General features: G+C 39.6%; 27 protein-coding genes. 18 read left to right on the top strand and 9 right to left on the bottom strand.

Annotated features, from left to right (window positions below):
- Positions 1–42 precede the first annotated feature (42 nt).
- A complete protein-coding gene (locus BLP46_RS08075) occupies positions 43–2,016 on the bottom strand; it encodes a CotH kinase family protein (RefSeq protein ID WP_167669221.1) in 1,974 nt (657 codons plus the stop codon).
- A 242-nt stretch (positions 2,017–2,258) separates the two neighbouring features.
- Between BLP46_RS08075 and BLP46_RS08070 the strand changes: the two genes are divergently transcribed.
- The 6 genes from BLP46_RS08070 to BLP46_RS08045 all read left to right on the top strand — a co-directional run bounded on the left by BLP46_RS08070 (position 2,259) and on the right by BLP46_RS08045 (position 7,745).
- On the top strand, positions 2,259–3,185 hold the full coding sequence (locus tag BLP46_RS08070; protein WP_092978006.1) for a cohesin domain-containing protein: 927 nt from the start codon (positions 2,259–2,261) through the stop codon (positions 3,183–3,185).
- 245 nt (positions 3,186–3,430) lie between these two features.
- The gene (locus tag BLP46_RS08065) at positions 3,431–4,276 is read left to right on the top strand and encodes a pyridoxamine kinase (protein ID WP_092978004.1); all 846 of its coding nucleotides are present in this window, start codon (positions 3,431–3,433) and stop codon (positions 4,274–4,276) included.
- Between the two features lie 6 nt (positions 4,277–4,282).
- Complete coding sequence (locus BLP46_RS08060) at positions 4,283–4,843, top strand: ECF transporter S component (RefSeq protein WP_092978002.1); 561 nt, start codon at positions 4,283–4,285, stop codon at positions 4,841–4,843.
- Between the two features lie 4 nt (positions 4,844–4,847).
- Positions 4,848–5,456, top strand: a complete 609-nt coding sequence (locus BLP46_RS08055; RefSeq protein ID WP_092978000.1) for a TIGR04100 family radical SAM protein — start codon at positions 4,848–4,850, stop codon at positions 5,454–5,456.
- A 240-nt stretch (positions 5,457–5,696) separates the two neighbouring features.
- Complete coding sequence (gene proB / locus BLP46_RS08050; RefSeq protein WP_318259535.1) at positions 5,697–6,482, top strand: glutamate 5-kinase; 786 nt, start codon at positions 5,697–5,699, stop codon at positions 6,480–6,482.
- An 18-nt stretch (positions 6,483–6,500) separates the two neighbouring features.
- Complete coding sequence (locus BLP46_RS08045; RefSeq protein WP_092977996.1) at positions 6,501–7,745, top strand: glutamate-5-semialdehyde dehydrogenase; 1,245 nt, start codon at positions 6,501–6,503, stop codon at positions 7,743–7,745.
- On the opposite strand, the gene BLP46_RS08040 is transcribed toward BLP46_RS08045, so the two are convergent.
- From BLP46_RS08040 to BLP46_RS08030, 3 genes are read right to left on the bottom strand one after another with little or no spacing between them, the layout of a single operon-like run.
- Positions 7,746–8,060, bottom strand: coding sequence for a hypothetical protein (locus tag BLP46_RS08040; protein ID WP_092977994.1), 315 nt, complete (start codon positions 8,058–8,060; stop codon positions 7,746–7,748).
- Between the two features lie 13 nt (positions 8,061–8,073).
- A complete protein-coding gene (locus tag BLP46_RS08035; RefSeq protein ID WP_092977992.1) occupies positions 8,074–8,436 on the bottom strand; it encodes a hypothetical protein in 363 nt (120 codons plus the stop codon).
- Between the two features lie 43 nt (positions 8,437–8,479).
- Positions 8,480–8,728 carry a hypothetical protein gene (locus BLP46_RS08030; protein ID WP_092977990.1) on the bottom strand — a complete coding sequence of 83 codons (249 nt, stop codon included), beginning with the start codon at positions 8,726–8,728 and terminating at the stop codon, positions 8,480–8,482.
- Positions 8,729–8,783: 55 nt separating this feature from the next.
- Here BLP46_RS08030 and BLP46_RS08025 point away from each other — a divergent pair, with 55 nt between their 5' ends.
- The 10 genes from BLP46_RS08025 (at position 8,784) to BLP46_RS07980 (ending at position 16,058) form a co-directional block, all read left to right on the top strand.
- The gene (locus BLP46_RS08025) at positions 8,784–9,254 is read left to right on the top strand and encodes a metallophosphoesterase (RefSeq protein WP_092977988.1); all 471 of its coding nucleotides are present in this window, start codon (positions 8,784–8,786) and stop codon (positions 9,252–9,254) included.
- A gap of 192 nt (positions 9,255–9,446) precedes the next feature.
- Positions 9,447–10,310, top strand: coding sequence for a DNA polymerase III subunit delta' (locus tag BLP46_RS08020; protein ID WP_167669220.1), 864 nt, complete (start codon positions 9,447–9,449; stop codon positions 10,308–10,310).
- Positions 10,298–11,164, top strand: a complete 867-nt coding sequence (locus tag BLP46_RS08015) for a PSP1 domain-containing protein (RefSeq protein ID WP_092977984.1) — start codon at positions 10,298–10,300, stop codon at positions 11,162–11,164. The genes BLP46_RS08020 and BLP46_RS08015 overlap by 13 nt, the downstream gene beginning before the upstream one ends.
- Positions 11,165–11,286: 122 nt before the next feature.
- Complete coding sequence (gene fdxA / locus BLP46_RS08010; RefSeq protein WP_092977982.1) at positions 11,287–11,457, top strand: 4Fe-4S ferredoxin; 171 nt, start codon at positions 11,287–11,289, stop codon at positions 11,455–11,457.
- A gap of 263 nt (positions 11,458–11,720) precedes the next feature.
- On the top strand, positions 11,721–12,458 hold the full coding sequence (locus tag BLP46_RS08005) for a tRNA1(Val) (adenine(37)-N6)-methyltransferase (protein WP_092977980.1): 738 nt from the start codon (positions 11,721–11,723) through the stop codon (positions 12,456–12,458).
- A 1-nt stretch (position 12,459) separates the two neighbouring features.
- On the top strand, positions 12,460–13,284 hold the full coding sequence (gene rsmI, locus BLP46_RS08000) for a 16S rRNA (cytidine(1402)-2'-O)-methyltransferase (protein ID WP_092977978.1): 825 nt from the start codon (positions 12,460–12,462) through the stop codon (positions 13,282–13,284).
- Positions 13,284–14,579: a bifunctional folylpolyglutamate synthase/dihydrofolate synthase gene (locus BLP46_RS07995; RefSeq protein WP_092977976.1), complete on the top strand. Its 1,296-nt coding sequence runs from the start codon at positions 13,284–13,286 to the stop codon at positions 14,577–14,579. The genes rsmI and BLP46_RS07995 overlap by 1 nt, the downstream gene beginning before the upstream one ends.
- A 90-nt stretch (positions 14,580–14,669) precedes the next feature.
- Positions 14,670–14,972: an STAS domain-containing protein gene (locus tag BLP46_RS07990; protein WP_092978034.1), complete on the top strand. Its 303-nt coding sequence runs from the start codon at positions 14,670–14,672 to the stop codon at positions 14,970–14,972.
- Positions 14,969–15,406 (top strand): anti-sigma F factor, encoded by a 438-nt coding sequence (gene spoIIAB, locus BLP46_RS07985; protein WP_092977974.1) that lies wholly within the window; start codon positions 14,969–14,971, stop codon positions 15,404–15,406. The genes BLP46_RS07990 and spoIIAB overlap by 4 nt, the downstream gene beginning before the upstream one ends.
- A complete protein-coding gene (locus BLP46_RS07980; RefSeq protein WP_092977972.1) occupies positions 15,396–16,058 on the top strand; it encodes a sigma-70 family RNA polymerase sigma factor in 663 nt (220 codons plus the stop codon). The genes spoIIAB and BLP46_RS07980 overlap by 11 nt, the downstream gene beginning before the upstream one ends.
- Positions 16,059–16,201: 143 nt before the next feature.
- Here the strand turns inward: BLP46_RS07980 and BLP46_RS07975 are convergent, their stop codons facing one another.
- A complete protein-coding gene (locus tag BLP46_RS07975) occupies positions 16,202–16,969 on the bottom strand; it encodes a methyltransferase domain-containing protein (RefSeq protein ID WP_092977970.1) in 768 nt (255 codons plus the stop codon).
- Between the two features lie 279 nt (positions 16,970–17,248).
- Between BLP46_RS07975 and BLP46_RS07970 the strand changes: the two genes are divergently transcribed.
- Positions 17,249–18,445 carry a CHAP domain-containing protein gene (locus tag BLP46_RS07970; RefSeq protein ID WP_092977968.1) on the top strand — a complete coding sequence of 399 codons (1,197 nt, stop codon included), beginning with the start codon at positions 17,249–17,251 and terminating at the stop codon, positions 18,443–18,445.
- A gap of 91 nt (positions 18,446–18,536) precedes the next feature.
- Here the strand turns inward: BLP46_RS07970 and BLP46_RS07965 are convergent, their stop codons facing one another.
- The gene (locus BLP46_RS07965; RefSeq protein ID WP_092977966.1) at positions 18,537–19,412 is read right to left on the bottom strand and encodes an AraC family transcriptional regulator; all 876 of its coding nucleotides are present in this window, start codon (positions 19,410–19,412) and stop codon (positions 18,537–18,539) included.
- A 117-nt stretch (positions 19,413–19,529) separates the two neighbouring features.
- Between BLP46_RS07965 and BLP46_RS07960 the strand changes: the two genes are divergently transcribed.
- Positions 19,530–20,894, top strand: a complete 1,365-nt coding sequence (locus BLP46_RS07960) for an MATE family efflux transporter (RefSeq protein ID WP_092977964.1) — start codon at positions 19,530–19,532, stop codon at positions 20,892–20,894.
- 668 nt (positions 20,895–21,562) lie between these two features.
- Here the strand turns inward: BLP46_RS07960 and BLP46_RS07955 are convergent.
- From BLP46_RS07955 to BLP46_RS13065, 3 genes are all read right to left on the bottom strand, one after another.
- Positions 21,563–22,633, bottom strand: a complete 1,071-nt coding sequence (locus BLP46_RS07955; protein ID WP_092977962.1) for a hypothetical protein — start codon at positions 22,631–22,633, stop codon at positions 21,563–21,565.
- Positions 22,634–22,766: 133 nt separating this feature from the next.
- A complete protein-coding gene (locus BLP46_RS07950) occupies positions 22,767–23,627 on the bottom strand; it encodes a cohesin domain-containing protein (RefSeq protein WP_092977960.1) in 861 nt (286 codons plus the stop codon).
- Positions 23,628–23,932: 305 nt separating this feature from the next.
- On the bottom strand, positions 23,933–25,636 hold a 1,704-nt coding region (locus tag BLP46_RS13065), incomplete at its 5' end, for a hypothetical protein (protein ID WP_207645220.1).

Here is a 25,636-nt window from a genome sequence, read left to right as displayed (position 1 = left end):
AAAGGGCTGCATTAGCAACCCTTTTAATGTAAAAATATTGTTTTACCGCATACCTGCAATCATTTTTTGAATGGCTGTTGCATCGGCAACAGAAACGGTTCCGTCACCGTTTACATCAGCGATTTCAATCTGCAATGAAGTCAGTTCCGCAGTTGAGGCAAGGTATTTTTGAACCAGCGTTGTATCGGTAACGTCTACAACGCCGTCAAGATTTACATCGCCCTTCTTATAAGACGGAGTATAACTTGAAGCCATTTGAGATGACAGCCAAGCAGCTCTGCTTGTAAGCCAATCTGAGCAGTACGAATACATTCCGTCAAAATTATTTGCATATCTTGTTTTATTGCTGTCAACCGTGTATGTTTTTGAAGCCAAATCAAAGCTTGCTTTCTTCATACTTGAATGGTCGCAAATCCAATCGCCTGTTTTGAGGAGCCAACCGCTCTGATAATTCATTTCGGCACTGTTCTTTAAAAGATTATAGTACTCTGATGAAGTGTATAATTCCTTTTCAACCTCAGGATTATACTTTTCGCCCGAGAAGTGATTAATTGCAGGCATAAAATCTTCAAACCAAATCTTAGGAGCAGCAGCGGTAACATACTTGTTTCTTGAAATATTATTCATAACGTTTGAGCTTGATTTGCTGTTTTTATCTTTACCTTTAAATTTGCACCACCAACCGGAGTATTCGGTATAGTCTTTTACTCCGATATAACTCAGCTCATACTGTTCTCCGCCTGCATTGCCGAGCGAATTATCATAATCCCATACAGGTGAACCGTAGAATTTATAGTCGCCATTTTCATCCTGCTTATAGGTAAAGAATAAGCTTGAAACGCCTGAGTCCCAGTTTTTGCCCAGTTCATTAATAAGGTAAAGTTTTGTTAACGAGTCCACATCGGCATACTTTGACAAGTCAACCGAAGCCTTTCTGGTAGCATTGTAAAAATCGGTAAACTTTGATTTTACATATGCCTTAACCTCCTCATATCCCGGGTCTCCCGGATTCAACTCAGGTGATTTGATTGTAATTTTGTTGCCGACTGCTGACACATAGTAGTCATCATAATCATTGGCACCTGCGTCAACCTCGCACAAGAACGGAAAATCTTCTTTTACCGTTCCGTCTTCATTTAAATATGAATCTGTGTCAATATCGTCAACAAGGCTTGAAGAACCGACCTCAACTTTTTGAGTCATCTGGTAGGAACCCCAGTAAAAACCGTTGACATAAAAGTCAACATATCTTGAATCCGAAGCATACGGCATTCCGACCGCATCAGAAAGGTCATACAAAAATCTGTTTCTTGACAGTGAGTCATCCTGATAGTTTGCAAGAATCGAATACTTTTTACCCTTGTCCATTCCCGCTATTGATACCTTTGAATTATATGTAATATTATAGGCTTTTTTCGGCTTATCCCATGTGGTATTTCCTCTGCCCTTAATCTTTTTTATTTTTGTATTGTCAATAGTGCCGTCTTTGTCAACAATAGCCCCTGTTGCGGAAGCTGACAGGCTCTTGTCCTGATTTAGGTAACTCATAAGGTCTGTGCCCTTACCGTCAGCATCACTGTTATTGATATAAATTGCAGCTTCAGCCGAAGATTTCATAAACTTGAGCTTATATGTTTTGCCGCTTGCGGATACACTATAATCTGTATTCAAATCATAAGATACAGTTCGGGATTCTCCCGAAGCAATGTTCTGTCCGTTTACGGAAACACCTTGTGAATATGCATTGAATATTTCGACCTGAGAGTCACTTGCCGATGATGGCAGGAAGAAATACTTTACGTTAGAATCAATTTCGTTAAAATCCTCATCATGCCGGCTCTGCCAAGCCTGCCATGCATCTGCATCGTTTGAACCTGCAACTGCATGAACATAAAGCGCACTGCCTGTTTTAAAAGATATTTCTGCTGCCTGTTTTGTGGATGCTCCGACAGAAAAAACAGAAATTGAGCACATCACAAGCATTACTGCAAGCACGGATGAAATTACCTTTTTCATAATTATCGCCTCCATAAAAATATTGGAAAATAATGTAAAATGAACATAAACTTATTAACAATGTCCATAATTTTATTTTATCATTCACATATATAAAAATCAAACACATTTTGTTCACTTATTTGATAAACATGTGAGGAGTTTATGATTTTATTGTGATTATCTTTATTTTTGTAAAAAAAGTTGTTATAATAATCATTAACATATTAGTATACATAAATAAAATATAAGGAAGTGGCAAAATGAATAACAAAAACAAAAAGTCCAAAAGTGTACTTATTGCTGTTCTCGCCTCACTTGTAATTGTTACGACAGCCTCGGCAAGCCTTATGTCGGGATGTGGCAATAACGATTCCACCCCCGATGAGGCATCTGTTGTCGGCACAAGCGTAGTTTCAAAGGTGATTGAGGGAACGTATAGCATTATTGATAACAACGGCACAACAGTTGTGGTTGAAAACGGAACCGATGCGGACGGCAATATTTATGTGCAAAACGGAACCGATGTAAACGGAAATGAAGTTAAGGTCGAAAACGGTACAACACCAAATGGCAACAAAGTAATTGACATGGGAAAAACCTCAGGCAGCGCAAAAACAGAGCGTTCCGAAAACTCAGAAACTGATGAGCAAAAACAAAATGATAAATCAAATTCCGATAAGTCTTCGTCAAACACAGATACTAAAAAGAATGATTCCAATGACTCCGATAAATCAAGCAAAGGAGATAACAAAGGAAATAATGACGATAAAAAATCAGACAACTCATCTTCACTCTCAATCGGCGGAAAAAGTTTTTCTGTCGGGGACACCATAACCTGCGTGTATGACCTTACCGCCCCCGAAAAACTTGAAAACTATCAGGCTAACATTCTGTATGACTCAAAATACCTCGAAGCAACCGATGCGGTTCTTGAGGGCTCAGCCGCTTCCGGAAGTATTATTAACTATAAGCTTGACGGTGAAATCAAATTTAACGGTTCGTACCCATTCAAAGGTTACGACTACACAAAGGGCGGCAAATTTCTGACCGTTACGTACAAAGTTAAGGCTGCCGGCAGTACAGCTCCCGAATTTGAATGGGTTGTTGCAACAGGCGTATCGGGCAAAGCATATGTTTCTGACGGAAAAGCAACAGGCGGAATGAAGATAGAACCTTCATATTCATAATTAAACCCTTTAGCACAAAAATTTAATCACAAAAGTTTAAAAGTTTATAAATTAAAGCAAAGGCAGAGTTTCCTAACGGTAATTCTGCCTTTTTGTCGTTTATAGCAGTCAAACTGTACTTATAAAATTTATTAAAACTGTCTATTTTTTAATGCACAGTATTGTGCTAAAATGCAACTGTACTTAAAAATCAGGTCATTTCCTGAATTTTTTAAGTCAACACTTTTATACTTCGGAGTTAATTTATGATTAAAAAAGTTGCTGTAATCAACGATTTGTCGGGGTTTGGCAAATGTTCGCTTACTGCGTCAATTGCAATCCTTTCCGCTATGGGCGTTCAGCCGTGTCCTATGCCGACTGCTGTTTTGACAAACCAGTCGGGTTTTAAAAATCACAGCTGCGTTGACCTTACGGACAGTCTGCACACATACATAGATATGTGGCAAAAAAACGGTGAGAGCTTTGACGGAATTTATTCGGGCTATGTTGCAAACGGAAATCAGATTGAAATAATTGCAGAATTTATTAAGACATTCAGAAATTCGTACAACGTTGTGCTTGTTGACCCTGTTATGGGCGACAACGGAAGAATTTATAAGGCGTACAATAAAACCACATGTGACAAAATGTGCGGGCTTGTTAAAAGTGCAGATATAGTTACACCGAATCTTACCGAGCTGTGCATAATTTCAGGCGTTGAATACAACAGTATAATTAAAAAGCAGAGTGATGAAAACTATCTTGAAATAATATCGGATTTAGCACACAAATCACTTGCCCACTGCAACCAAAAATTTGTGGTTACCGGAATAAAAAACGGAGACTGCATTTATAATGGAATCTTTTCAAAAAATCAGACTGACTTTGTAAAATCAAAAATATACGGCGACAGCTTTTCGGGCACAGGCGATATTTTCGCTTCAATAATATGTGCGGCTGTTGTGAGCGGTGCTTCACTTAACGACGCAGCAAAGAAAGCAGCCGGATTTCTTGAAAAGGTAATTGCAGACACAATAAAAGAACCGTATGACCCTAATTACGGTATTAATTTTGAAAAGTTCATTTGCGAACTTTCTGACAGAAGGAGTTAATATAGTATGCAAAATTCAAAAGCCAAACAAAAATCGACCACAAATGTAAAATTAATTGCCGTTACAGCTATGTTTGCGGCTCTTGTTACCGTAACAACGGCATTTATTAAAATTCCCACACCGCTTGGATATTCTCACGCAGGCGACTCAATGATATATCTCGGAGCAAGTATTCTTCCGGCTCCGTTCGGAATAATTGCGGCTTCAATCGGCGGCGCACTTGCTGACCTGCTTTCGGGATATGCTCACTGGGCAATTCCGACAGCTATCATAAAAGCATTTAACGCACTTCCGTTTATAATTTGCGGAATTATCCTTAAAAAGAAGGGTAAAAACGATAAAATAATCAATATTCCAAACCTAATTATGATAATCCCAACAACAATGGTTACAGTAGGCGGTTACTTCATTGCTAACGGACTTATGTACGGTTGGGCTGCAGCAATAGGCGAGCTTTCACTTTGGTGGCTTCAACCGTCAGTAGGCGCAATTCTTTACGTTGCACTCGGACTTGGTCTTGATGCAATAAAATTCAAACAGAAAGTTCTTCCGGAAACTTTGAGGTGATAATATGTCGGACTACGAAGAAATTATTTATACATATAAAAACAATGTATATTTAAACATCACTAACAAATGTCCGTGCGCCTGTACTTTTTGTATTCGCAGCAAAACAGACGCCATCGGTGAAGCTTCAAATCTTTGGCTTAACCATAATCCTGATTTTGACGAAGTAAAAAAAGCAATTGACAATTTTGATTTTTCAAACTGCAAAGAGGCTGTATTCTGCGGATACGGCGAACCGACAAACTCTTTTGACGTTCTGATAAAATCAGCTCAGTATTTGCGAAGCCTCGGAATTAAAACAAGGGTAAACACCAACGGTCTCGGCAGTCTTGTAAACGGCAGAGATATTTCCAAAGAGCTTTGCGACAATATTGACGATGTTTCAATAAGTCTTAACTGCTCAAACAAAGAGGAATACCTAAAAACGGTACGTCCGAAATTTGGCATTGAATCATATGACGCCATGCTTGATTTTGCAAAAAAATGCAGAGCGTATACGCCAAACGTTGCTTTGTCTGTTGTTGACGTGATAGGCGATGAAGAAGTTGCGAAATGTCAAAAAATTGCCGACAAACTTAACATACCTTTAAGAGTTAGAAAATATTCCGGATAATTCGGAGAACAATAATTTGGAGCGGAGAGAACCGCTCCATTTTTCATGCAAAAATATTGTAAAACTCGGTTAATGTGTGATATAATCAATGTGCGGATGTCACCCGTTTCTAAGGTGGCGTGTGCTATATCAAAATTTCAGCGGAATTTATAAACCTTATTGGTCAACGCTTTTTGCAGACAAAGCAAGGCGTTGCTTCGATTTAAATACAATCAATTGTATAGAGGGATGGGAATAGTTATGAAAAAAGAATGTACCGTTATCAAAGTAGGCACATCCACGCTTACTTATGACAACGGAAAAATAAATTACAGAAGAATAGAAAAACTTTGCAAGGTACTTTCGGATTTACAAAACAGCGGAGAAGAAATTATTCTTGTATCATCAGGTGCAATCGGAGTCGGTATGGGCAAAGCAGGACTTGAAAAGCGCCCCACCGAAAATAAAAAGAAACAGGCTCTTGCCGCAATCGGACAATGCGAACTTATGTTTATGTATGACAAGCTTTTCGGCGAGTACAATCATTCGGTTGCTCAGATACTTTTAACAAGATATGCGGTTGAGACGGAACAAAAACGTCAAAATGTAATAAATACCATAACCGAGCTTTTGAATATGAACATTATACCTATCATCAATGAAAACGATACTGTTGCCATTGATGAGCTTGACGGTAATAAAATCGGCGACAACGATATGCTTTCTGCTATTGTTGCAGGTCTTATTCACGCAGACCGACTCATTATTCTTACCGATATTGACGGATTATACGATTCTAACCCACGCACAAATCCAAATGCGAAAAAAATAGATGTTGTTGAGAACATAAGCAAAGATATTTTTGATATGGCGGCAGGCTCAGGTTCAAACCGCGGTACCGGTGGAATGATAACAAAACTTCAAGCAGCCGATTACGCCACAAAACGCGGAACAGATGTATATGTAATTAACGGCTCAATACCGGACAATATTTATCAGATTCTTGACGGAAACAATACAGGCACACTGTTTACTGCTAAAAAATAAAATATGGAGGATTTAAATATGACTCAACTTGAAATTATGGGTGCAAACGCAAAAAAAGCCGCTCGCTTTCTTATGACGGCAGGTTCCAAAAAAGACGAAGCTTTAAACGCTATTGCATCGGCATTAAGAGCTAATTCTAATACTATTATCGAAGCAAACAAAATAGATATTGAAAACGGCAAAAAGGCAGGATTGACAGAATCTTTGCTTGACCGATTAAGCCTTGACGAGGGCAGAATCAACGGTATGGCTGACGGCGTGGAGCAGGTAGCCGCATTTGCAGACCCTGTCGGCAGAGTGCTTGACGGCAGAACCCTTAAAAACGGACTTCAAATTGAGAAAATCACCGTTCCGATGGGCGTTATCGGAATCATTTTTGAAGCCCGTCCGAACGTTACGTCAGACGCAGCCGCATTATGCCTTAAAGCAGGCAGTGCAGTAATTCTCAGAGGCGGAAAAGAAGCTATTAACTCAAACACCGCTATTGCAAAAATAATGTGTGACGCTATTGAAAAGGCAGGTTTACCTCGTGACTGTATTTCTCTTGTAACAGACACTTCACGTCAGAGTGCAACCGAATTAATGCAGCTTTCGGATTATCTTGATGTGCTTATTCCGAGAGGCGGCGCAGGACTGATTAAAAGCGTTGTCGAAAACGCAAAAGTTCCGGTAATTGAAACAGGCGTCGGCAACTGCCATGTTTATGTTGACAAAAGTGCCGACATTGATATGGCGGCAAACATCATCTACAACGCAAAGACCTCACGTCCGTCGGTATGCAATGCAATTGAAACTGTGCTTGTACACAAAGACATTGCAGAAAAAGCCCTGCCGAAAATCAAAGCAGAGCTTGACAAGAAAAACGTTGAAATCCGCGGATGTGACAGAACAAAAGCCATTCTCGGCGACAGCGTTGTTCCTGCAACGGATAACGATTATGCGATGGAATTTCTTGACTATATACTTGCCGTTAAAGTGGTTGACAGTCTTGATGAGGCACTTGACCACATTGCAAAGTACAGCACGGGACACAGCGAATGTATAGTTACAAGTGATTATGCAAGTGCAAACAAATTCACAGCGTCTGTTGATTCTGCGGCAGTTTATGTAAATTCTTCAACACGCTTTACAGACGGCGGAGAGTTTGGACTCGGAGCGGAAATCGGAATTTCAACACAAAAGCTTCATGCAAGAGGTCCTATGGGACTTAACGAGCTTACAAGCAGTAAATATATAATCAGAGGCAACGGACAGATAAGATAATCACAACAAAAGATACATAAGGGACAAAAGCAGTGTTGGGTCGGTCTTTTCGTCCATAAGCAAAACAAGCAAAATCAAAAGCAGGCTGTGTTCTCTGTCCTGAAAAATACCGTCAAGCAATTCACTTCTTTTAGAATTTTGCGATTTAACAGGGGTTGGCTCGGGTTCCTGCTTAGTTGTCGGCTCCTGCTTTGGCTCAGGTTTCGGTTCGGGATTATGACACTTTGGTGGAACATTTTGCCTTGTGCCGCCCGACTGGCTTCGGCGGTGCATTTGCTGCGCCCTTGCAAACGCTTCTTCTTCAAAACTCGACATAGCTCTTTCCTCCCTAAAAGAACAATCCGTTGTCTTTCAAATACGGAATTATTCTGATAAATTTTATCATTTTTTCGGCATTTTCAAGTTTTTTCTGCTTATCGCCGCTCAAAAAAGGTTTCAGGGCATATAAAAGCCTTGTTGTGTCGTCCTCGTTTTTCATTTGCTGCATTATCGGCGCAATGCGTGTTATTGTTGAGAGCATATCGTCGCTTATAGCATTGCTGTTTGAAAGTCCTGACGGCACCGTGCTCGGCTTTGGCGGCGGAGGCGGTTCAAAACCCGAAAGACCAAGCTGTTTTCCGAGGCTTTGAACTTGTTTTAACGCTTCGGGATTGCTGAGTATTTGGTTGATTTTGTCTTCAATTTCTGACATTTTGCGCTTCAGCCTTTCTCTTTATCGTATTTATATAATATTACTAACCCTTGTTAGGATTTTCTCCCAGCATTTTAAGCAGTTTTTGAGCTTGGGGAGAATTTAAAATTTCTTTTGTTTTTTGAGGGTCTTTCAAAATATCCTCCATTTTTCTGGCGTTACTGCTGTCGGAACTTTTGAGAATTTCGTTCACATTTCCGTTCTCGGCAGCACTTTGAATTTTATCGGATGAAACGCCGAGTTTTTTAGAAAGCTCGTTAATGAGTTTATTCATATTTTTATTGTCAGACATAAAAACACCTCACAATATACTATGCCGTGTTAATTTTTTTAGAACGGAGACTTTTATGCGAATTTTAGTTGTTTCAGACACCCACGGTGATTTGCGCAATCTGCTCAGTGCCGTAAAAGCTCAACCGAATGCCGAAGTAATAATTCATTGCGGTGACGGAGACGAGCAGGTTCAGTATCTAAAAAACACAATAAAAGATAAAATGATTGTCGGAGTGCGCGGAAACTGTGACTTTGGCAGCACTTTGCCGTCAAAGGAAACTTTGCGTGTTTGCGGAAAGACAATTTTTGTAACACACGGACACCTGTATCAGGCAAAATTCACCACATACAATCTTGTATGCGCAGCAAGAGAAGAAAAAGCCGACATATTGCTGTTTGGTCATACTCACAATGCAATGAATGAATATGACGACGGACTCTATATTATGAATCCGGGTGCTTGCAGCGGATACCGTGCAAGCTACGGATATATTGACATTACTGAAAAGGGAGATATTGTTACCAATATCGTTACCTTAAAATAAATATAGAAAAGAATTAAATTTTATGATATAATCGAAATGCAGATGTCAACCGACCCTAAGACGATGGATACTGCATAGTGATTTCATTTGGAGTTATAATCTCCCAATGAAAATTTGAAGGGTTAACGCTCTTTTACAGAACTTGCGTGCAAATCAGAACGTTGCTCTGATTTAAATAACGGAGGCTTGGACTTGAATTTCAATAATTTTGACTTTGATAAAAACACAATTGAAGTTCTCAGCTCGCTTGAAACAGGCGGCAGGCTTCCCCACGCCGTTATAATCGAATGTAAGGATGAAAAACGTTCTCTTGAATGTGCAAAATTTCTTGCTATGTACCTTGTCTGCACGGCTGAAAACAAGCCCTGTGGAAAATGCAATCAATGCATAAAGACCAATGATTTTGCGCATCCGGATATATCCGTGCCAAAAACCGCAAATGTTTCTCACACGTTTTCGATGAAACAAATGCTTGATATAATCAGAGACGCATATATAATTCCCAATGAAGCAAACGCAAAGGTATATATTTTTGAAAATGCTGATGACGCTTTGAAAGTTGACGTGCAAAACGCATTTCTTAAAACTCTTGAAGAACCGCCCAAAAACGTGCATTTCTTTTTGCTTTGCAAAAATGCGCAAAAGTTATTGATAACAATACGTTCTCGGTGCACAATTGTTAAAATCGGAGGTTCGGAAACACTTAGCGACAGCGCAATCACGGGTGCAAAGGCAGTAATAAACGGAATTATATCATCAAAGGAATACGATTTGCTCAAAGCGTTGAATGTTTTGGGCAACAAAGACAACGCAGACAATGTTTTGTCCGCAGTAACATTAATTTTACGTGACGGGCTTGCAATTCTTTCGGGCGCAAAACCTGAGTTTGACAGTGAGCTTGCCCAAAAGCTTGCTTCACGTTTTATACAAAAGCAAATTATGGATATGCTTGAGCTTACGGAAACTTCTAAGATTAAGCTCAAGCAGTACGTTAACATAAATCTTCTCACAACTTGGTTGTGCGGAGAATACAGGAGGATTTCATGGCAGAGGTAATTGGAGTTAGATTTAAAGAAGTTGGCAAAGTGTACTACTTTGACCCGCTTGATAATAAACTTAATACCGGTGATATGGTTGTGGTTGAAACGGCAAGAGGCCTTGAATGCGGCGAAGTTGCAATTGCCAACAAAACGGTTGAGGAAGAAGAACTTGCACACCCTCTTAAGCCGTTAATCAGGGTTGCTACCGAAAAAGACCTTGACCACCTTGCAGAAAATAAGCTAAAAGAAAAACAGGCATACGGAATCTGTGAAAAAAAGATTGCCAATCATAACCTGAAAATGAAGCTTGTAAACGTTGAATACACATTTGACAACAGCAAGATTATTTTTTACTTTACTGCTGACGGAAGAGTTGACTTCCGTGCACTTGTAAAAGACCTGGCTTCCGTATTCAGAACAAGAATAGAGCTCAGACAGATTGGTGTTCGTGACGAAGCAAAGATGCTCGGCGGACTCGGAGTGTGCGGCAGACCGTTCTGCTGCTGCGGATTTATGGGTGAATTTCAGCCTGTTTCCATCAAAATGGCAAAAGAACAGGGACTTTCCCTCTCCCCTGTTAAAATCTCGGGAACTTGCGGAAGGCTTATGTGCTGCCTGAAATATGAACAGGATGCATACACCGACCTTTTGAAGCGCACACCAAAGGTTGGCGCAATTGTCAATACCCCCGAGGGCAGAGGACTTGTTGTTGAAAACAACCTGATTGCAAGAACGCTTAAGGTAAAACTTGACAACACCCCTGCTGACGTTGCGCCCAAAACATTTAACGTTAAAGAATGTAAGCTTGTAAAAGACGGCTACATTAAAATTGATAAAAAAGAAATGGAACAACTCAACGGATTGGAATAAGCACTTTTTACAACACATATGTATGTTTTTTGTTGAATTCTTATGAATATCGACAAAACCATTGCTTTTTTTGAAATATGTGTTACAATATAGGTGAAATCTAATAAGGAGGTGTTCTCCCAATGGCATATGTAATTAGTGATGAATGCATCCAGTGCGGCGCTTGTGCTGATGCTTGTCCGTGTTCTGCAATTTCTGAAGGCGACGGCAAGTATGTTATTGATGCTGACGTTTGTGCAGACTGCGGCTCTTGTGCTGAGGTCTGTCCGGTAGGCGCTCCTCAGGAGGGCTAATAACTTAAAGATTTGACGGCAAGGAAAGTCTCCTTGCCGTTTTCTTTTGCCTTTTTCGGGATTCTCCCCTTGCCGCAAACGCAGTAAAGTAGTATAATTTAAATCAGTGCTTGCAACCGATGGCAAGCAGTGCAAAGTGTGCTCCAAACTCAGAGTGTCTCAGTAAGAGATTATAATCTCCACCGAATTTCTGAATAAATTTGCTTCAAAGGCACGGAAGATTTGCACTCAGGTTAGATAAATTAATAATTAAAGGACTATATATGAATAACATTCACCTTGAACCACTCGGCGGCGGATTTGAAATATTTGTATCTCAAAGCTATCACTTTTCAACCGATACTATTCTGCTTGCCGATTTTTCAAAGCCGAAAGAAAATAAAAAATGCGTTGAACTCGGCACGGGCTGCGGCACTATTCCTATTTTATGGTGCAAAGGAAGAAGGAATCTTGAGATTGCGGCAGTTGAGATTCAGGAAAATGCCTGTACGCTTGCGCAAAAAAGCGTTGAGCATAATCATCTTGACGATAAAATAACAATTGTCAATGCCGACCTAAAGGGTATAAAAGGCAAGCTGAAATTCGGATACTACGACCTTGTTGCCTGCAACCCGCCGTACAAGCTCGGAGGCAGCGGCATTACCAATCCGAAAAACTCGATGCAAATTGCCAGGCATGAAACCGAATGTACCCTTGACGACATCTGTTTTGCCGCTTCAAAACTTTTGCAGTTCGGCGGCAAATTCTGCATTTGTCAGCGACCGGAAAGACTTGCCGACGTAACCGAAAGTATGCGAAAATTTGACATAGAGCCAAAGCGGCTCAGGCTTGTTCAGCAAAGAATTTCAAAACCTCCGAAGCTGTTTCTGCTTGATGGAAGAAAAGGCGGAAACAGAGGATTTTTGGACGTTATGCCCACCCTGTTTATTGAGAATGAAAACGGCGGATTTTCAGAAGAAATGATAAATATTTACGGCAATTACAAAACCGAAAGGACATAAAATGAGCGGAATTTTATATGTTACCGGAACACCGATAGGAAATCTTTCAGACCTTTCGCCTCGTGCGGTTGAAACGCTTGAAGGCGTTGACTTTATCGCCGCCGAGGACACAAGAGTAACTCTTAAACTGTTGAACCATTTTGGCATAAAAAAGCCTATGGTAAGCTATTTTGAGCATAACAAACGTGAGCGCGGAGAAATCATATGTCAAAGGATTGAACAAGGTGAAAACTGTGCTATTGTAACCGACGCAGGTATGCCCTGTATATCCGATCCGGGAGAAGACCTGATAAAACTTTGCGAAGAACGAGGTATCAGGACTGTTGTTATTCCGGGACCAAGCGCAGTGATTTCTGCACTTGCCATATCGGGACTTGAAACGGGGAGATTCACATTTGAGGGATTTTTGAGCGTAAACAAAAAAAGCCGCAGTGAACACCTGCAAAGTCTGAAAAATGAACACAGAACAATGATTTTTTACGAAGCTCCACACAAACTGCCATCCACCCTGCGTGACCTTTACTCGACATTCGGAGACAGAAAATTATCGATTATAAGAGAGCTTACCAAAATTCACGAAGAAGCTATACGCACCACTACAAAATTTGCGGCGGAAAATTATGCTGACGGAAGCATAAAAGGCGAAATCGTTCTTGTGCTTGAGGGTGCAAAAACCGATGAGACAGCCGACAGCTATACGCTTGAAGAAGCTGTTCAAATTGCAAAAAAACTTATTACAGACGGTCAAAAATCCACCGAGGCGGCAAAACAGGCTGCCTCTATGACAGGATTTAAGAAAAAAGAAATTTACAGGGAGCTTTTGTGATGACATACGAAGAGGCAATATCAAAGATTCATTCGCTTTTAACATTCGGTTCTCGTCCGGGACTGGACAGAATGAGAGTTTTGCTTGAAAGAATGGGCAACCCTCAGGACAAGCTTAAATATATTCACGTTGCCGGAACAAACGGAAAAGGCTCGACCTGTGAGATTATCTCATACGTTCTGACAGCGGCAGGATACAAGACGGGGCTTTTTATATCTCCGTATATAACAGATTTTCGTGAACGTATTCAGATAAACAATCAAATGATAAGCAAAGCCGTTCTTGCAGAAGCGGTTGAAAAGACGTTTCCGCTTATTGAACAGCTAAGCAAAGAGGGCGTTGTTATAACAGAATTTGAATATGTCAATGCGCTTGAGTTCTATATTCACTCAAATGAAAAATGCGATGTTGTTGTGCTTGAAACCGGAATGGGCGGTTTGCTTGACTGCACCAACGTAATCAAACCTCCCCTATGCTCTGTAATCACAACAATCGGGCTTGACCATACTAAAATTCTCGGTGATACAATAGAAAAAATTGCCGCACAAAAATGCGGCATTATAAAAGAAAATTCCATAGCGATAACATCAAAGCAAGATGAAAGAGCTATGGAGGTTATTAGCAGAACAGTAAACTCTCTTGATGTTCTGCTATACAAAAGCGAAAACGTCAGTATAGAAATTACCGAAGAAAATCTTGACGGAAGCAAATTTGTTTGGAATGGTATAGATATTGAATTGCATCTTTCCGGGGACCACCAAATTGAGAATGCCAAAACTGCGATTGCCGCAATTGATATTTTGCGCAACAAAGGTCTGCTGAAAATATCCGACGAAAATATCAGAGACGGCTTTAAAGAGGCAAAAAACCCGGCGCGTCTTGAAAAGCTTAGCGACAAGCCCGTGGTTATTCTTGACGGTGCTCACAATCCAAACGGAATTGAAGCTTTAAAGAATGCAATCGAAAGATTTTTGTCAGGCAAAAAGATCACCTGCATTATGGGTATGCTGGCTGATAAGGATATTGACTCTTCGATTGAACTGCTGAGCGGTATTTTTGACAAGGTGTATACCGTTTCGGTAGATAATCCGAGGGCGTTATCCTCCGACAATCTTGCAGAAAAGTTTGAGGGCAAATGCAACGCTGTCAAATGTTTTGACAAACCGCAGGACGCCTTTGACAAAGCATTAAGCGAGGCAAAAAAAGATGGCAGCGCAGTGTTGGTATGCGGTTCACTTTATTTAGCAGGAGAGATTCGACCGTATATATTAGAGTGCTGTAATTCAAATCAATAAAATTTTTAAAAACAACAGAATAAAACAAATTTTTTACTCCATACTATATATGATAGTTATGGAGTTATTTTTTTGCAAAGGGATGTTAAAATGCTGAAAACCGAATTTAAAAATAATGTTCTTACCGCCTACATAGACGGCGAAATTGACCACGATTCAGCCGCAAAAATCCGTGCAAGAATTGACGGAGCTGCTCAGTCATTAAAGCCGAAACAGCTTTGTCTGGATTTTTCTGGTGTATCCTTTATGGATTCCTCGGGTGTGGGGCTTGTGATGGGACGGTATCGCCAAATGAAACTGCTTGGCGGAAATCTCAGAGTTACAAATGTATCCGACGCGAATTACAGAATATTTGCGCTTTCGGGCCTTGAGGGATTGGGGGTATTAAGATGATAGTAAACAACGAAATGAGCCTTAGTTTTCCGTCCAAAAGCTGTAACGAAGCCTTTGCACGCTGTGTTGTGTCAGGTTTTTTGATGAGCCTTGACCCTACCATAAACGAGCTAAGCGACCTTAAAACCGCTGTCTCGGAAGCCGTCACAAACTGCATTGTTCACGGTTACAGGCGGCAAGACGGCATTATTTACATAAAGGGCAAAATAAAAAACGGAAACCACGTTGTAATAAGAATACGTGACAAAGGCTGCGGAATTGCAGACGTCAAAAAAGCAATGGAACCTCTATTTACCACTGCACCCGAAGAAGAACGGGCAGGTCTCGGTTTTGCGGTTATGCAAAGTTTTTGTGACAAAGTAAGGGTAAAATCAGAACCCGAAAAAGGCACTACCGTAGTGCTTGAAAAAATAATCGGAAGCAATGAAAGCTGACAAAAACAAAATAGCAGAAAGTCATCTCGGTCTTGTTCACTCCTGCTGTAAACGCTTTGCAGGCAAAGGGATAGAATATGAAGAACTGTATGCCGCAGGCTGTCTCGGACTTAGCAAGGCCATCAATAATTTTGACGAGAGCCTTAACTTTCAGTTCTCCACATACGCTTTTCCTGTTATAATGGGCGAAATTAAAAGACTTTTCCGTGACGGCGGAGCTGTAAAAGTAAGTCGTTCGCTCAAAGAACTCGCACAAAAAATTTGCCGTCTTAACAACGAAAGCAAAGTACAAAGCGGAAAAGAACTGACGGTTTCTCAGCTTGCAGAAAGGCTGGAAGTTTCCCAGGAAAAAATAATCGACGCCATAAACAGTATACGCTCGCCCGTATCACTGACTGCGGAATACGACGAAGAGGGAAATCCCCAAATTGACGTACCGATTGACGATATACAATATGAAATTTCTGAAAAACTCAGCCTAAGACAAGCGGTTGCTTCACTTGAAGAAAATGACAGAAAAATCATTACGCTTCGGTATTTCAGGCACCAAACCCAATCTCAGACCGCTAAGATTCTTAATATGACTCAAGTTCAAATAAGCAGACGAGAAAAGAAAATTTTGGCTATTATCCGTGAAGAAATGTCGGGATAGCACTCTTATTGTTTATAATTTAAACTTCTTTTTTATTAAAGCGATGCTTTGTCTGCGAAAAAAACAAATGAACTGAGTAAAACTTAAGTGGGAAATTATAACTCTCGACACAAAAATATCTTTACGCTCAGATAATTTTGTAATCACTTTGTTGCGGTAAAAAACAGACGAGGAAATCTAAAGATTATGTCTCCGTTTTTCTGTTTAGGATATGCCAGACGAACTTGTTCTGCAACCTCTGATTCAAATTCAATCTTCTTATCACCTTGCAGCTGTTCAAGATACGGTCTCAGCCCGGTACCGCGATACCATTCAATAATATCATTGTGCGACTTCATTCTATGATAATAAGTTGTAAGCCACATCTCAAAATCAGATGAAATCTCGGCTAACAAATCATAATACTCGCTTTCATTGAGCAGGAACTGCTTTCTCGGATTGTCAAAACAATTTTTCCACTTTTCGCTTGAAGAAATCAAAGAAATTATGCGATGAATCGGCTGATTAAAGTTATACGGAACCTGGACGGCAAGCACACCGTCATCTTTAAGCAAAGTCATTAGATTTTTCAGCAATGTTTTATGGTCGTGAATCCATTGTATGCACGCATTTGAAAACACGACATCATACTTGTTGCCCTTGCCGAAAAGTTCATTGACATCACAGCAAGTAAATTCTATTTCGCTGTGTTGTGACTTTGCCTTTGCAATCATATCCTGTGAGCTGTCAATGCCAACTATATTGGCATTCGGAAATCTTTTTTGCAATACCTCTGTGCTGTTTCCCGGTCCGCAGCCGATATCAATTATGTTCCTCGGATTTTCAATGCTGATTGATGCGGCAAGGTCAATTGACGGACGTGTTCTTTGTTTTTTAAATTTTAAATATTGCTCTGAATTCCAACTAAACATAATATCACCCTTAACTGATAGATTCTGTCTGATGTTAATTTTATCACAGATAAATCTTCAATACAAATTGTTTTAGAAGTCATAGCGGATTTTGCGCTTAACTCTCGTAAAAACATCGACGATTTGCAACAATTTGAAATAATTTGTTGCATTTGCAGTAAAATGAATACTTCACGGCGACTATAATCAGCGCAATGCACTTTGATTTATATGCAGAAATATGTTAGAATAAAAGGTAGATTGTGTTAGAGACACACACTATTTTAAAAGGGTGATTATTTGAAATTTCTAAAATTTAAAAAGATTCCCGCCGTAATTCTTACGGTTGCAATCCTATTCACTTGCGTATTTTCAATGTCGATTTTTGCAAACGCCGCTTCTTCATACACACCAAGACTTACTGCACCCGATTATAACAATAAATATTATTACAGCGATTTAAATGTTTATTACAAGTACGGATACGGTATGCCAAACTGTACGGCATACGCTTTTGGAAGAGCTTATGAGATTCTCGGTTACGAGCCTAACCTATGTTGGTACAACGCAGAACAATGGTATGGATACAACAAAAGCTATGGTTATTATGACTATGGTCAGACACCAAAGTTAGGCGCTATTGCTTGTTGGTCTTATAATGGCGGCGGACACGTTGCCGTTGTTGAAAAAATTGAAAACGGAATTATCACATTTTCAAATTCAGCGTGGAACAGCTACGATTTTTACTTATCCACTGCCAATATAAATGACCCGAATGCCGGAGGAAACAGCTGGTGGAACTTCCAAGGTTACATATATATAACTGATATTGACGACCCAACGCCTGAACCAACAGATGCAAAAACAGGCATTTATAGAGTAAATGTTGACGATTACCTTAATATGCGCAGCGGTGCAGGGACAAGCTTTAGCTATGTGACCTCAATTCCCGACGGCGTAAAACTTAATGTAACAAAAATTCAGAAAAACTGCGGCTACACATGGGGATACACAACATACAACGGCAAAAACGGATGGGTAGCTCTCGACTTTTGCGATTTTGTTTCTGAATACACAGAACCTGAAACAACTGTTCAACCAACGACAGTACAGCCAACTACCGTGCCACCTACAACGGCACAACCAACAACCATTCAGCCCACAACTGAGCCACAGACAACTGTTGAACCGACAACAGCGGAACCAACTGCCGCAACCATCGCAACCAGACCACAACCAAACAAAGTACCGACACAATCGGCTACTGCTTCTCCGGCTACTGAACCGGCAGGAACTCAGCCAAAAGGACTTGGAATCGGCGACGTAAATGCTGACGGCAAAATAGATGTTGAAGACGCTTCAATTATTCAGAAATATATCACCGGAATAATATTACTAACCGAGGAACAAGTTTCTTGGTGTGACTTTGATAAAGACGGATACGTTTCAATTGATGACGTAACAAGTATTCAAAAGTATCTGACATTTTATAAGTAAAATTAAATCGTATAAACCAAATTAGGGCTGTTGCAAAAATGCAACAGCCCATTTTTATTAATTTGAAATCCTTATAATACCTGCTCTCAGGTTATAAGCAATTTGTTTTCCTATATTCAGACGGACTTTTGTTGCACCATTTTCGGAAAACCTCAGCATAATAACTGCTACCTGAAAAACCAACAATTTGTGCAATTTCGGTTATTGTCATATCCGTGTTTTTCAGATACCAAGTGCTTTGATGTAACCTGTATTGATTTAAATATGCATTAGGCGTGACTCCGATATATTTATCAAACAGTTTGCAGCACTTGCTTTGACCGACTGCGCCTGCCGACGCAATGTCATCAAGTGTTATTCTCTCACGGTAAAATTTTTGAATATACCCTATCATATTTTTAAGAAGAGTGAAATCACTGTTTTGACTTTTTGCAGAAACGGGATTTTTCGAATTTTTGAAAATAAGCGACCACATTTTTAGAAACAAAGATGAAATTATCAGCGGAGCAACCGCATCATCTTTTGCATTATACATACTCAGGATACACCCCAGCAGTTCCTTTTTCCATGGTTTATCAGCGGATAGCTTTATATACGGCACATTTTGATTTTTAAGCAGGGGGACTACAAAATTTTGCTCAAGAATCTGCGTCACGCAAAGCATCAAGGGGTGCAAAAGAATACAAATAAAATTACATTCTGATTTTGTCTCTGAAAAACCGTAGTGAAGCTGTCTTGAGTTGACAAACACACCCTCGTTTTGCCTTAATGTAATTATTTCACCGTTGATGTTATAGTTCATTTCACCCTGCAAAACGGCTATTAATTCAATATCATCGTGCCAATGAGGCGGTGCCTCAAAGTTATTATAGGACGAAAGAGAGGGATTTCGTATGCAAATCGGATAATCCTCGAAAGTGTAATGTATGATTTCCGATTGGTCATCTTTTAGTTCCATTAGCAACATAAATATCACCCTTGCAGGATTGTTATTGAAGTTTGTAGAATATTGATTGAAATGCACTTATATGCACAATATAATTATAGCGTATCAAACTGATTACGTCAATTTGGGGTGAATGTCGTGCAACGAAATAAATCTAATTTTTCAAAAAAACTGTTTACTCTTATACTGCCGATTACATTTCAGCAGTTTATGCTTGCTCTTGTCAGCGCTTCGGATGCTTTAATGCTCGGTATGCTCTCACAAGATGAGCTGTCTGCCGTATCACTTGCAGGGCAAATTACATTCGTAGAAAATTTGTTTCTTGCTTCTATGACTATCGGTCTTTCAATGCTTGCATCACAATATTGGGGCAAAAAAGACTTAGTTTCTGTTGAAAAAATCTTTGGTTATATAATGAAAGTTACTGCAGGAATTTCTTTTTTGTTTTTTGCAGTCAGCTTGGCAATGCCTGACATTCTGATGCGTATCTTTACCAACGAAGAAAGCTTAATAAGCGGTGGTGCAATTTATTTACGAACCGTATCTTTATCGTACTTTTTAACCGGTATTTCGCAAATTTATCTTTGTATACTGAAAAATTCATCCAAAGCGATAACGGCAAGTATTATCAGTTCTGTCAGTGTTGTGCTCAATATTTTTATGAATGCTGTTTTCATCTTTGGACTCTTAGGCTTTCCAAAGTTAGAAATTGCCGGTGCAGCTCTTGCGACCGTAATTGCAAAACTGATTGAAGTAGTGTGGTGTGTGGCAGAGACTCTAAAAAAGGGCAGCATACATTTAAAACTACGTTACATCGTACATAGCGACAAGTTATTAAAAAACGACTTTTGGAAATATACATTACCCGTTCTTGGCAACCAGATTGCTTGGGGCGTCGGTTTTACAATGTATTCTGTTATTATGGGACATTTAGGAACAGATGCAGTTGCGGCAAATTCTCTTGCCAATATTTTAAAAAATCTTATTGTCTGCCTTTGCGTTGGCCTTGGAAGCGGAGGCGGAATCATTGTTGGCAACGAGCTTGGCGCCGGCAATTTGGACACCGCAAAGGCGTATGGGCGAAAGCTTTGCCATTTAGCTATTATATTCGGTATTATTTCGGGCTTTATTATGCTAATGCTCAGCCCTTTAATTCTCAAATTTGGTAATTTAAGCGATACCGCAAATCATTATCTTAAATGGATGATCATCATGTGTTCTGTCTATATGGTTGGAAAATTTATTAACGCAACAACTATCGGCGGCATATTTTGTGCGGGAGGAGATTCTAAGTTCGGTTTAATCTGCGATACCATAACAATGTGGTGCATAACCGTGCCTATTGGATTTTTCGTGGCCTTTGTTTTGAAGCTTCCTGTTCTTGTTGTTTATTTAATTATTAACATTGATGAAGTTATAAAGCTCCCGGCTGTTTATAAGCATTATAAAAAATACTTGTGGGTTAAGGATTTAACCACAAAAACGGAAGAGAGAAATGTATAACTACATAAGCGATTGAAACTGCATGGTTACACCGGCAAACTTTATAATTTTTAAGCAAAGTTATTCAAGAAACGCAATTTAAGAAGAGAATGTGACAATGTTTACTGCTTTAATAAAACATCCAAACAACGAACAAAAGCAAATTGAAGTACTTCTGAAAGCATTGATTTTATCGGCTAAATAATGTAACACGGCGAACGAACTCTGTTTCACTGTAAATAGAGAGTAAATGCCTATCGTTTGGAAAGTCTGCTTTGTAAACTTTGATTGCACCTTTATTTATGCAGCATGGTTAGTTAATGCAACACCAAACTATAATAGTGAATTTGATAGATTAGAGGAAGTAATCTGAACTCTTTTTGTCCCCATATTAACAATATAGTTTTACCGAAGGATGCAACAACAAAATCAAAGTTCACAAAAAGAAATGCTACGGTTACTGAGGCTTTAACCCTCTCCGTAATCACATTTTACATATGTATTCTATCCAACATATCAATTGGCAACAAAACAAGCGGCAGTTAAACTCTGCCGCTTATAATTATCTATTATTTCATTTTTCAGGCTACCCCAACTATTGACATTGAGCCTAAAATATCCATAAGAACTAAACAAAAACGCTCCCATAAAGGGAGCGTTTAAATCATTTATAATGATGATTTATTTAATTATTTGCTGTTTCTTCTGCGTGTGAAGTAAACTACGCTGCCTGCACCTGAAAGTACAACAAGAAGAATTACTGCAAGTGAAGCTGCACCTGTCTTTACACTACCGTTATCTGAAGTAGTTGACTTTGCGGTATCAGCAGTAGATGCCTTAGCACCAACAGCTGATGTTGCATCATTATTTGATGATGTTGGTGTAGTTGCAATAGCAGAAGCTGAAGGATCTGTTGTAGCAGGAGTTGCCGGAGCTGTTGTAGGAGCTACTGTTGTAGGGTCAGTTGATGATGTAGGATTAGTTGCCGGTGTTGTTGTTGGTTCAACACTAACTGAAAGATCGACAACTGTACCCTTTTCCTGAGCTGCTTCCTTAGTTGGGTATGTACCGTATGTACCGTCACCATAGTAGAAGTACCAGTTACCATAGTAAGTTATCTTACCGCTGATTGATGTATCTGTATGAGTAAGGTCAGGAACCCAAATCAGATTATCCATTGTGAAAGCAATACCGTATTCGCTCTTGAAGAAGTTATCTGCAAATGAGCCAAGAGCTGCCTTATCACCGTTGAAGCTGTCTTCCATCTCTTCCCAGAAACCATCTTGATCATCATAAATGTCAACATCGCCTTCTGAAAGATATTCACAAGCAGAATCCTTACACTGTGTAGCAGCTGTATACTGTGGAGCCGACTCATCCATACCACCGTCAATGTAGTTATTCCAAACTACTGTCGGAACATCAGCAGGAATATCAAGATAATAAAGTGTCTTTACACCTTTGTCTTCAAGGCTTGCATCATATTTTGCCTTGTAGCCAGGCCAAGCGAGACTTCCGCCGCTGCCGTCAATAGCACCACAAGCATCTGTACCAGCCCACCAATAACAGCCGGCTGTATTTGTGTAAGAGTTTTTCCAGCTGTCAGGCATTGTAAAATAAACTCTCTTTGTTTCAATTCCCTCACCTGGGGTATAAGAGCCGTCCGGATCAATAAGAGCAGACGCACTTGTTGCAGCAATTGCAGCCATAGATGCTGCAACTGAACCAGCCAAAACAAGGCTTAAAAGTTTCTTTTTCATATTAAGTTTCCTCCATACTTTTCCCATTTAATAGGTTATATTAATTATATATCACAATTTTCAAAAAATCAACAACAAACACAAAAAAGATTGAATAAAAAGTAAACAAATTTATATAATAATTTTTGTTAAATTATTTGTTATTTTCGTTTGTTTCATCAACACTAAAGTCATTATTTGTACTGTCTTCTGACGAATCTGTTGATGCGTTGCGTTTTCGTACAATTAACACACCTGCTACTGCAATTATTACAATAAGAACGGCAGCACCGATTATAACGGTAGTGAGCACAGATGAGTTGCCGTTTTGGTTAGAATTTGATACATCCTTTGTAACATCAACGTATTCGGTAGCGACCACAGTATAACCAATTACAGCACTGTGGTTATCCTTATCAGGAGTATTTTCCTCACCTTTTCCGTCAAGATAATTTATAATACCTCCCTGTTTTTTTTGAAGTGTATCTTCATCTTCACTAATCTTTGGAACCTGATCTGACACTATGGTTTCATCATTTACACTAATATCATAAGTCCAGGTATAAGATTTTAAATATGTCATATCATCGCCGTACATTTCAGAAACAAACTGTGAAATATCCGTTTCACCGGATTTGAGAACCCTGAACTCAACGGATAAGAATGTTGCCTTCTTCGAAAAATCAGCAGGAGAACTGATATTTGTCCAGTTAATCGGAATCATATCTTCTAATTCAGTATTATAGATTACACCATTAAATTTATCGAAATTGAGCGAATTTTTATCAAGTTCAAGATAGTTGTGGTCGTAAAACAATCTGAGTTCAAATCCAATTATTGTGTCGGTTGTATCCGCCAAACACAAGGTATACTTGATTCTGTCGCCAACCTTAACTTTTGCGTTGTCATTAATTGTAAGTTCCTCATCCTCAGCAGCAAACGCAGTTGATGAAACTGATATGAGAGCCATAACAATAAGAAAAATTGAAATAATTTTTGATGATATGCTTTTCATAATTTCATTCCTTTACATTTAATACTACTATTATATAACAAATATAAAAATATTTCAACGAAAAAACTGTAAATATTAATAATTATCACTTATAATAAAGCTTTGAATCATTAAACTCAAATTAAATTTAATTCATACGCATTAGTTTAAGTATACGATTAATAGCATAATACACATTTTGTGAATTACGATGTTAAATAACTTAGGTAATCTAAGGTTTTACATACTTAGGTTTTGACGCAAAAAAACACCCTCCGAAAATCGGAGGGTGAAAAACTTATATTTTTATTAGTCAATCAAAAAGATTATTTAATCTTCTTGCGAGCAAAGTATACAGCAGCAGTAGCAGAAATCAGAACTGAGAGGATTATAAGCGCCATAGAAGCATTACCGGTCTGAACTGCACCTGTTGATGTACTTGGTTTAACTGTTGTTTGATCGCTTGTTGACTGACCCTTTGATGTAGGTGTTGTAGCACCTGATGCAGAAGTTGCATCTGTTGAAGTTGACGGAGCAACTGTTGTAGCAGGAGCTGTTGTAGCTGGTGCTGTTGTTGCAGGAGCTGTTGTAGCTGGCTCTGTTGTTACAGGCTCTGTTGTTACAGGCTCTGTTGTTACAGGCTCAGTTGTAACAGGTTCTGTTGTTACAGGTTCTGTTGTTACAGGCTCTGTTGTTACAGGTTCTGTTGTTACAGGTTCAGTTGTAACTGGCTCTGTTGTTACAGGTTCTGTTGTAACCGGCTCTGTTGTTACAGGTTCTGTTGTTACAGGTTCTGTTGTTACAGGAGCTGTTGTTGGCTGTACCGGTGTGCCACCAATGATTTCAGCTTCAAATGCATTTTCAGTCAAATCACCAATTACGCCATTATTAATTACTACCATTTCTTTTGACTCATCAGACTTACCTGTGGTTGGGTCTAACTCAGAAACCATAAGATCCTCTACGAGTAAAAGAACGTCTGTGTTACCAGCTTTCTTAGCTTCAAATGTGAGCTGTACATATGGCTTCTTGGTTGAGAAGTCATAAAGTGAAAGGTTAGATACGCTGCCCTTTACATTACCGTCTGTTACGTTATAAATTGCATCGTCGCCTGCAAATGGCATAAATCCGCTTGTTGTCTTGAGTTCAAGGTACTCAGGATCATATGAAAGGTTCCACTGTGTGCTGAGAAGCTCCTTAACATCCTGATAATAGTAAGTAACTGTAACAATCTTTGTGCTATCATCAGCAAAGTTTACAGAATACTTAGCATCTGCTGCAACATTTGATTTTGCAGTAATGTTGAGAAGCTGGCTTGGCTCAGTTGTAGGAGCCTCAGTTGTAGGAGCCTCAGTTGTAGGAGCTTCTGTTGTAGGCTCTGTTTTACCTGCTGTAACAAGAGTTCTTCTTGCAATTGGAGTTGTGAACGGAAGTACTGTGCTGCCGATTACAACGTCTTCTTCAGTAGACTCATCCTCAAGCTTTGTAGTCGGATCAAGGTTTGCAATCTGCATTACCTCAAGGTCAAGGTCAACAGTTGTTTCACCTGAACCAATTACATCAAATGTAACTGTTACAAATTCAACTTCATTACCGTCAGCTGTCTGGAGCTTGTAAAGCTTAAGATTTGTGCAGTTAGCTTTGATTGTTCCCGGCTGTCCGTCAACATATGGATTGCACATAGCATCACTTGCCTGTGGCATCATTGTCCAGTTGCCGTCAGCGTCACTGTTCTTTTCAGCGTTGAACTGAAGAACTGATGGGTCATACTTAAGTGTCCACTGGCTGTTAAGCATTCTCTTCTCTGAGTTGATGAAGTATGTTACAGTAACACTCTTTGTGTCTGCATCAAAACTCTGTGTAAATTCAGGGAAGAAGTTTGAAGTTGCCTTTACTGTAAGTGCACCGGCAGCTGTTGTAGGAGCCTCAGTAGTAGGAGCTTCTGTTGTTGGAGCTTCTGTTGTAGGAGCTTCTGTTGTAGGAGCTTCTGTTGTAGGAGCTTCTGTTGTTGGAGCTTCTGTTGTTGGAGC

It is taken from the genome of Ruminococcus sp. YE282, assembly GCA_900101355.1.
Taxonomy (GTDB): Bacteria; Bacillota; Clostridia; order Oscillospirales; family Acutalibacteraceae; genus Ruminococcoides; species Ruminococcoides bromii_A.
Note: the sequence above shows the minus strand (reverse complement) of the source record. Positions and strands in the feature narration are given on the sequence as shown.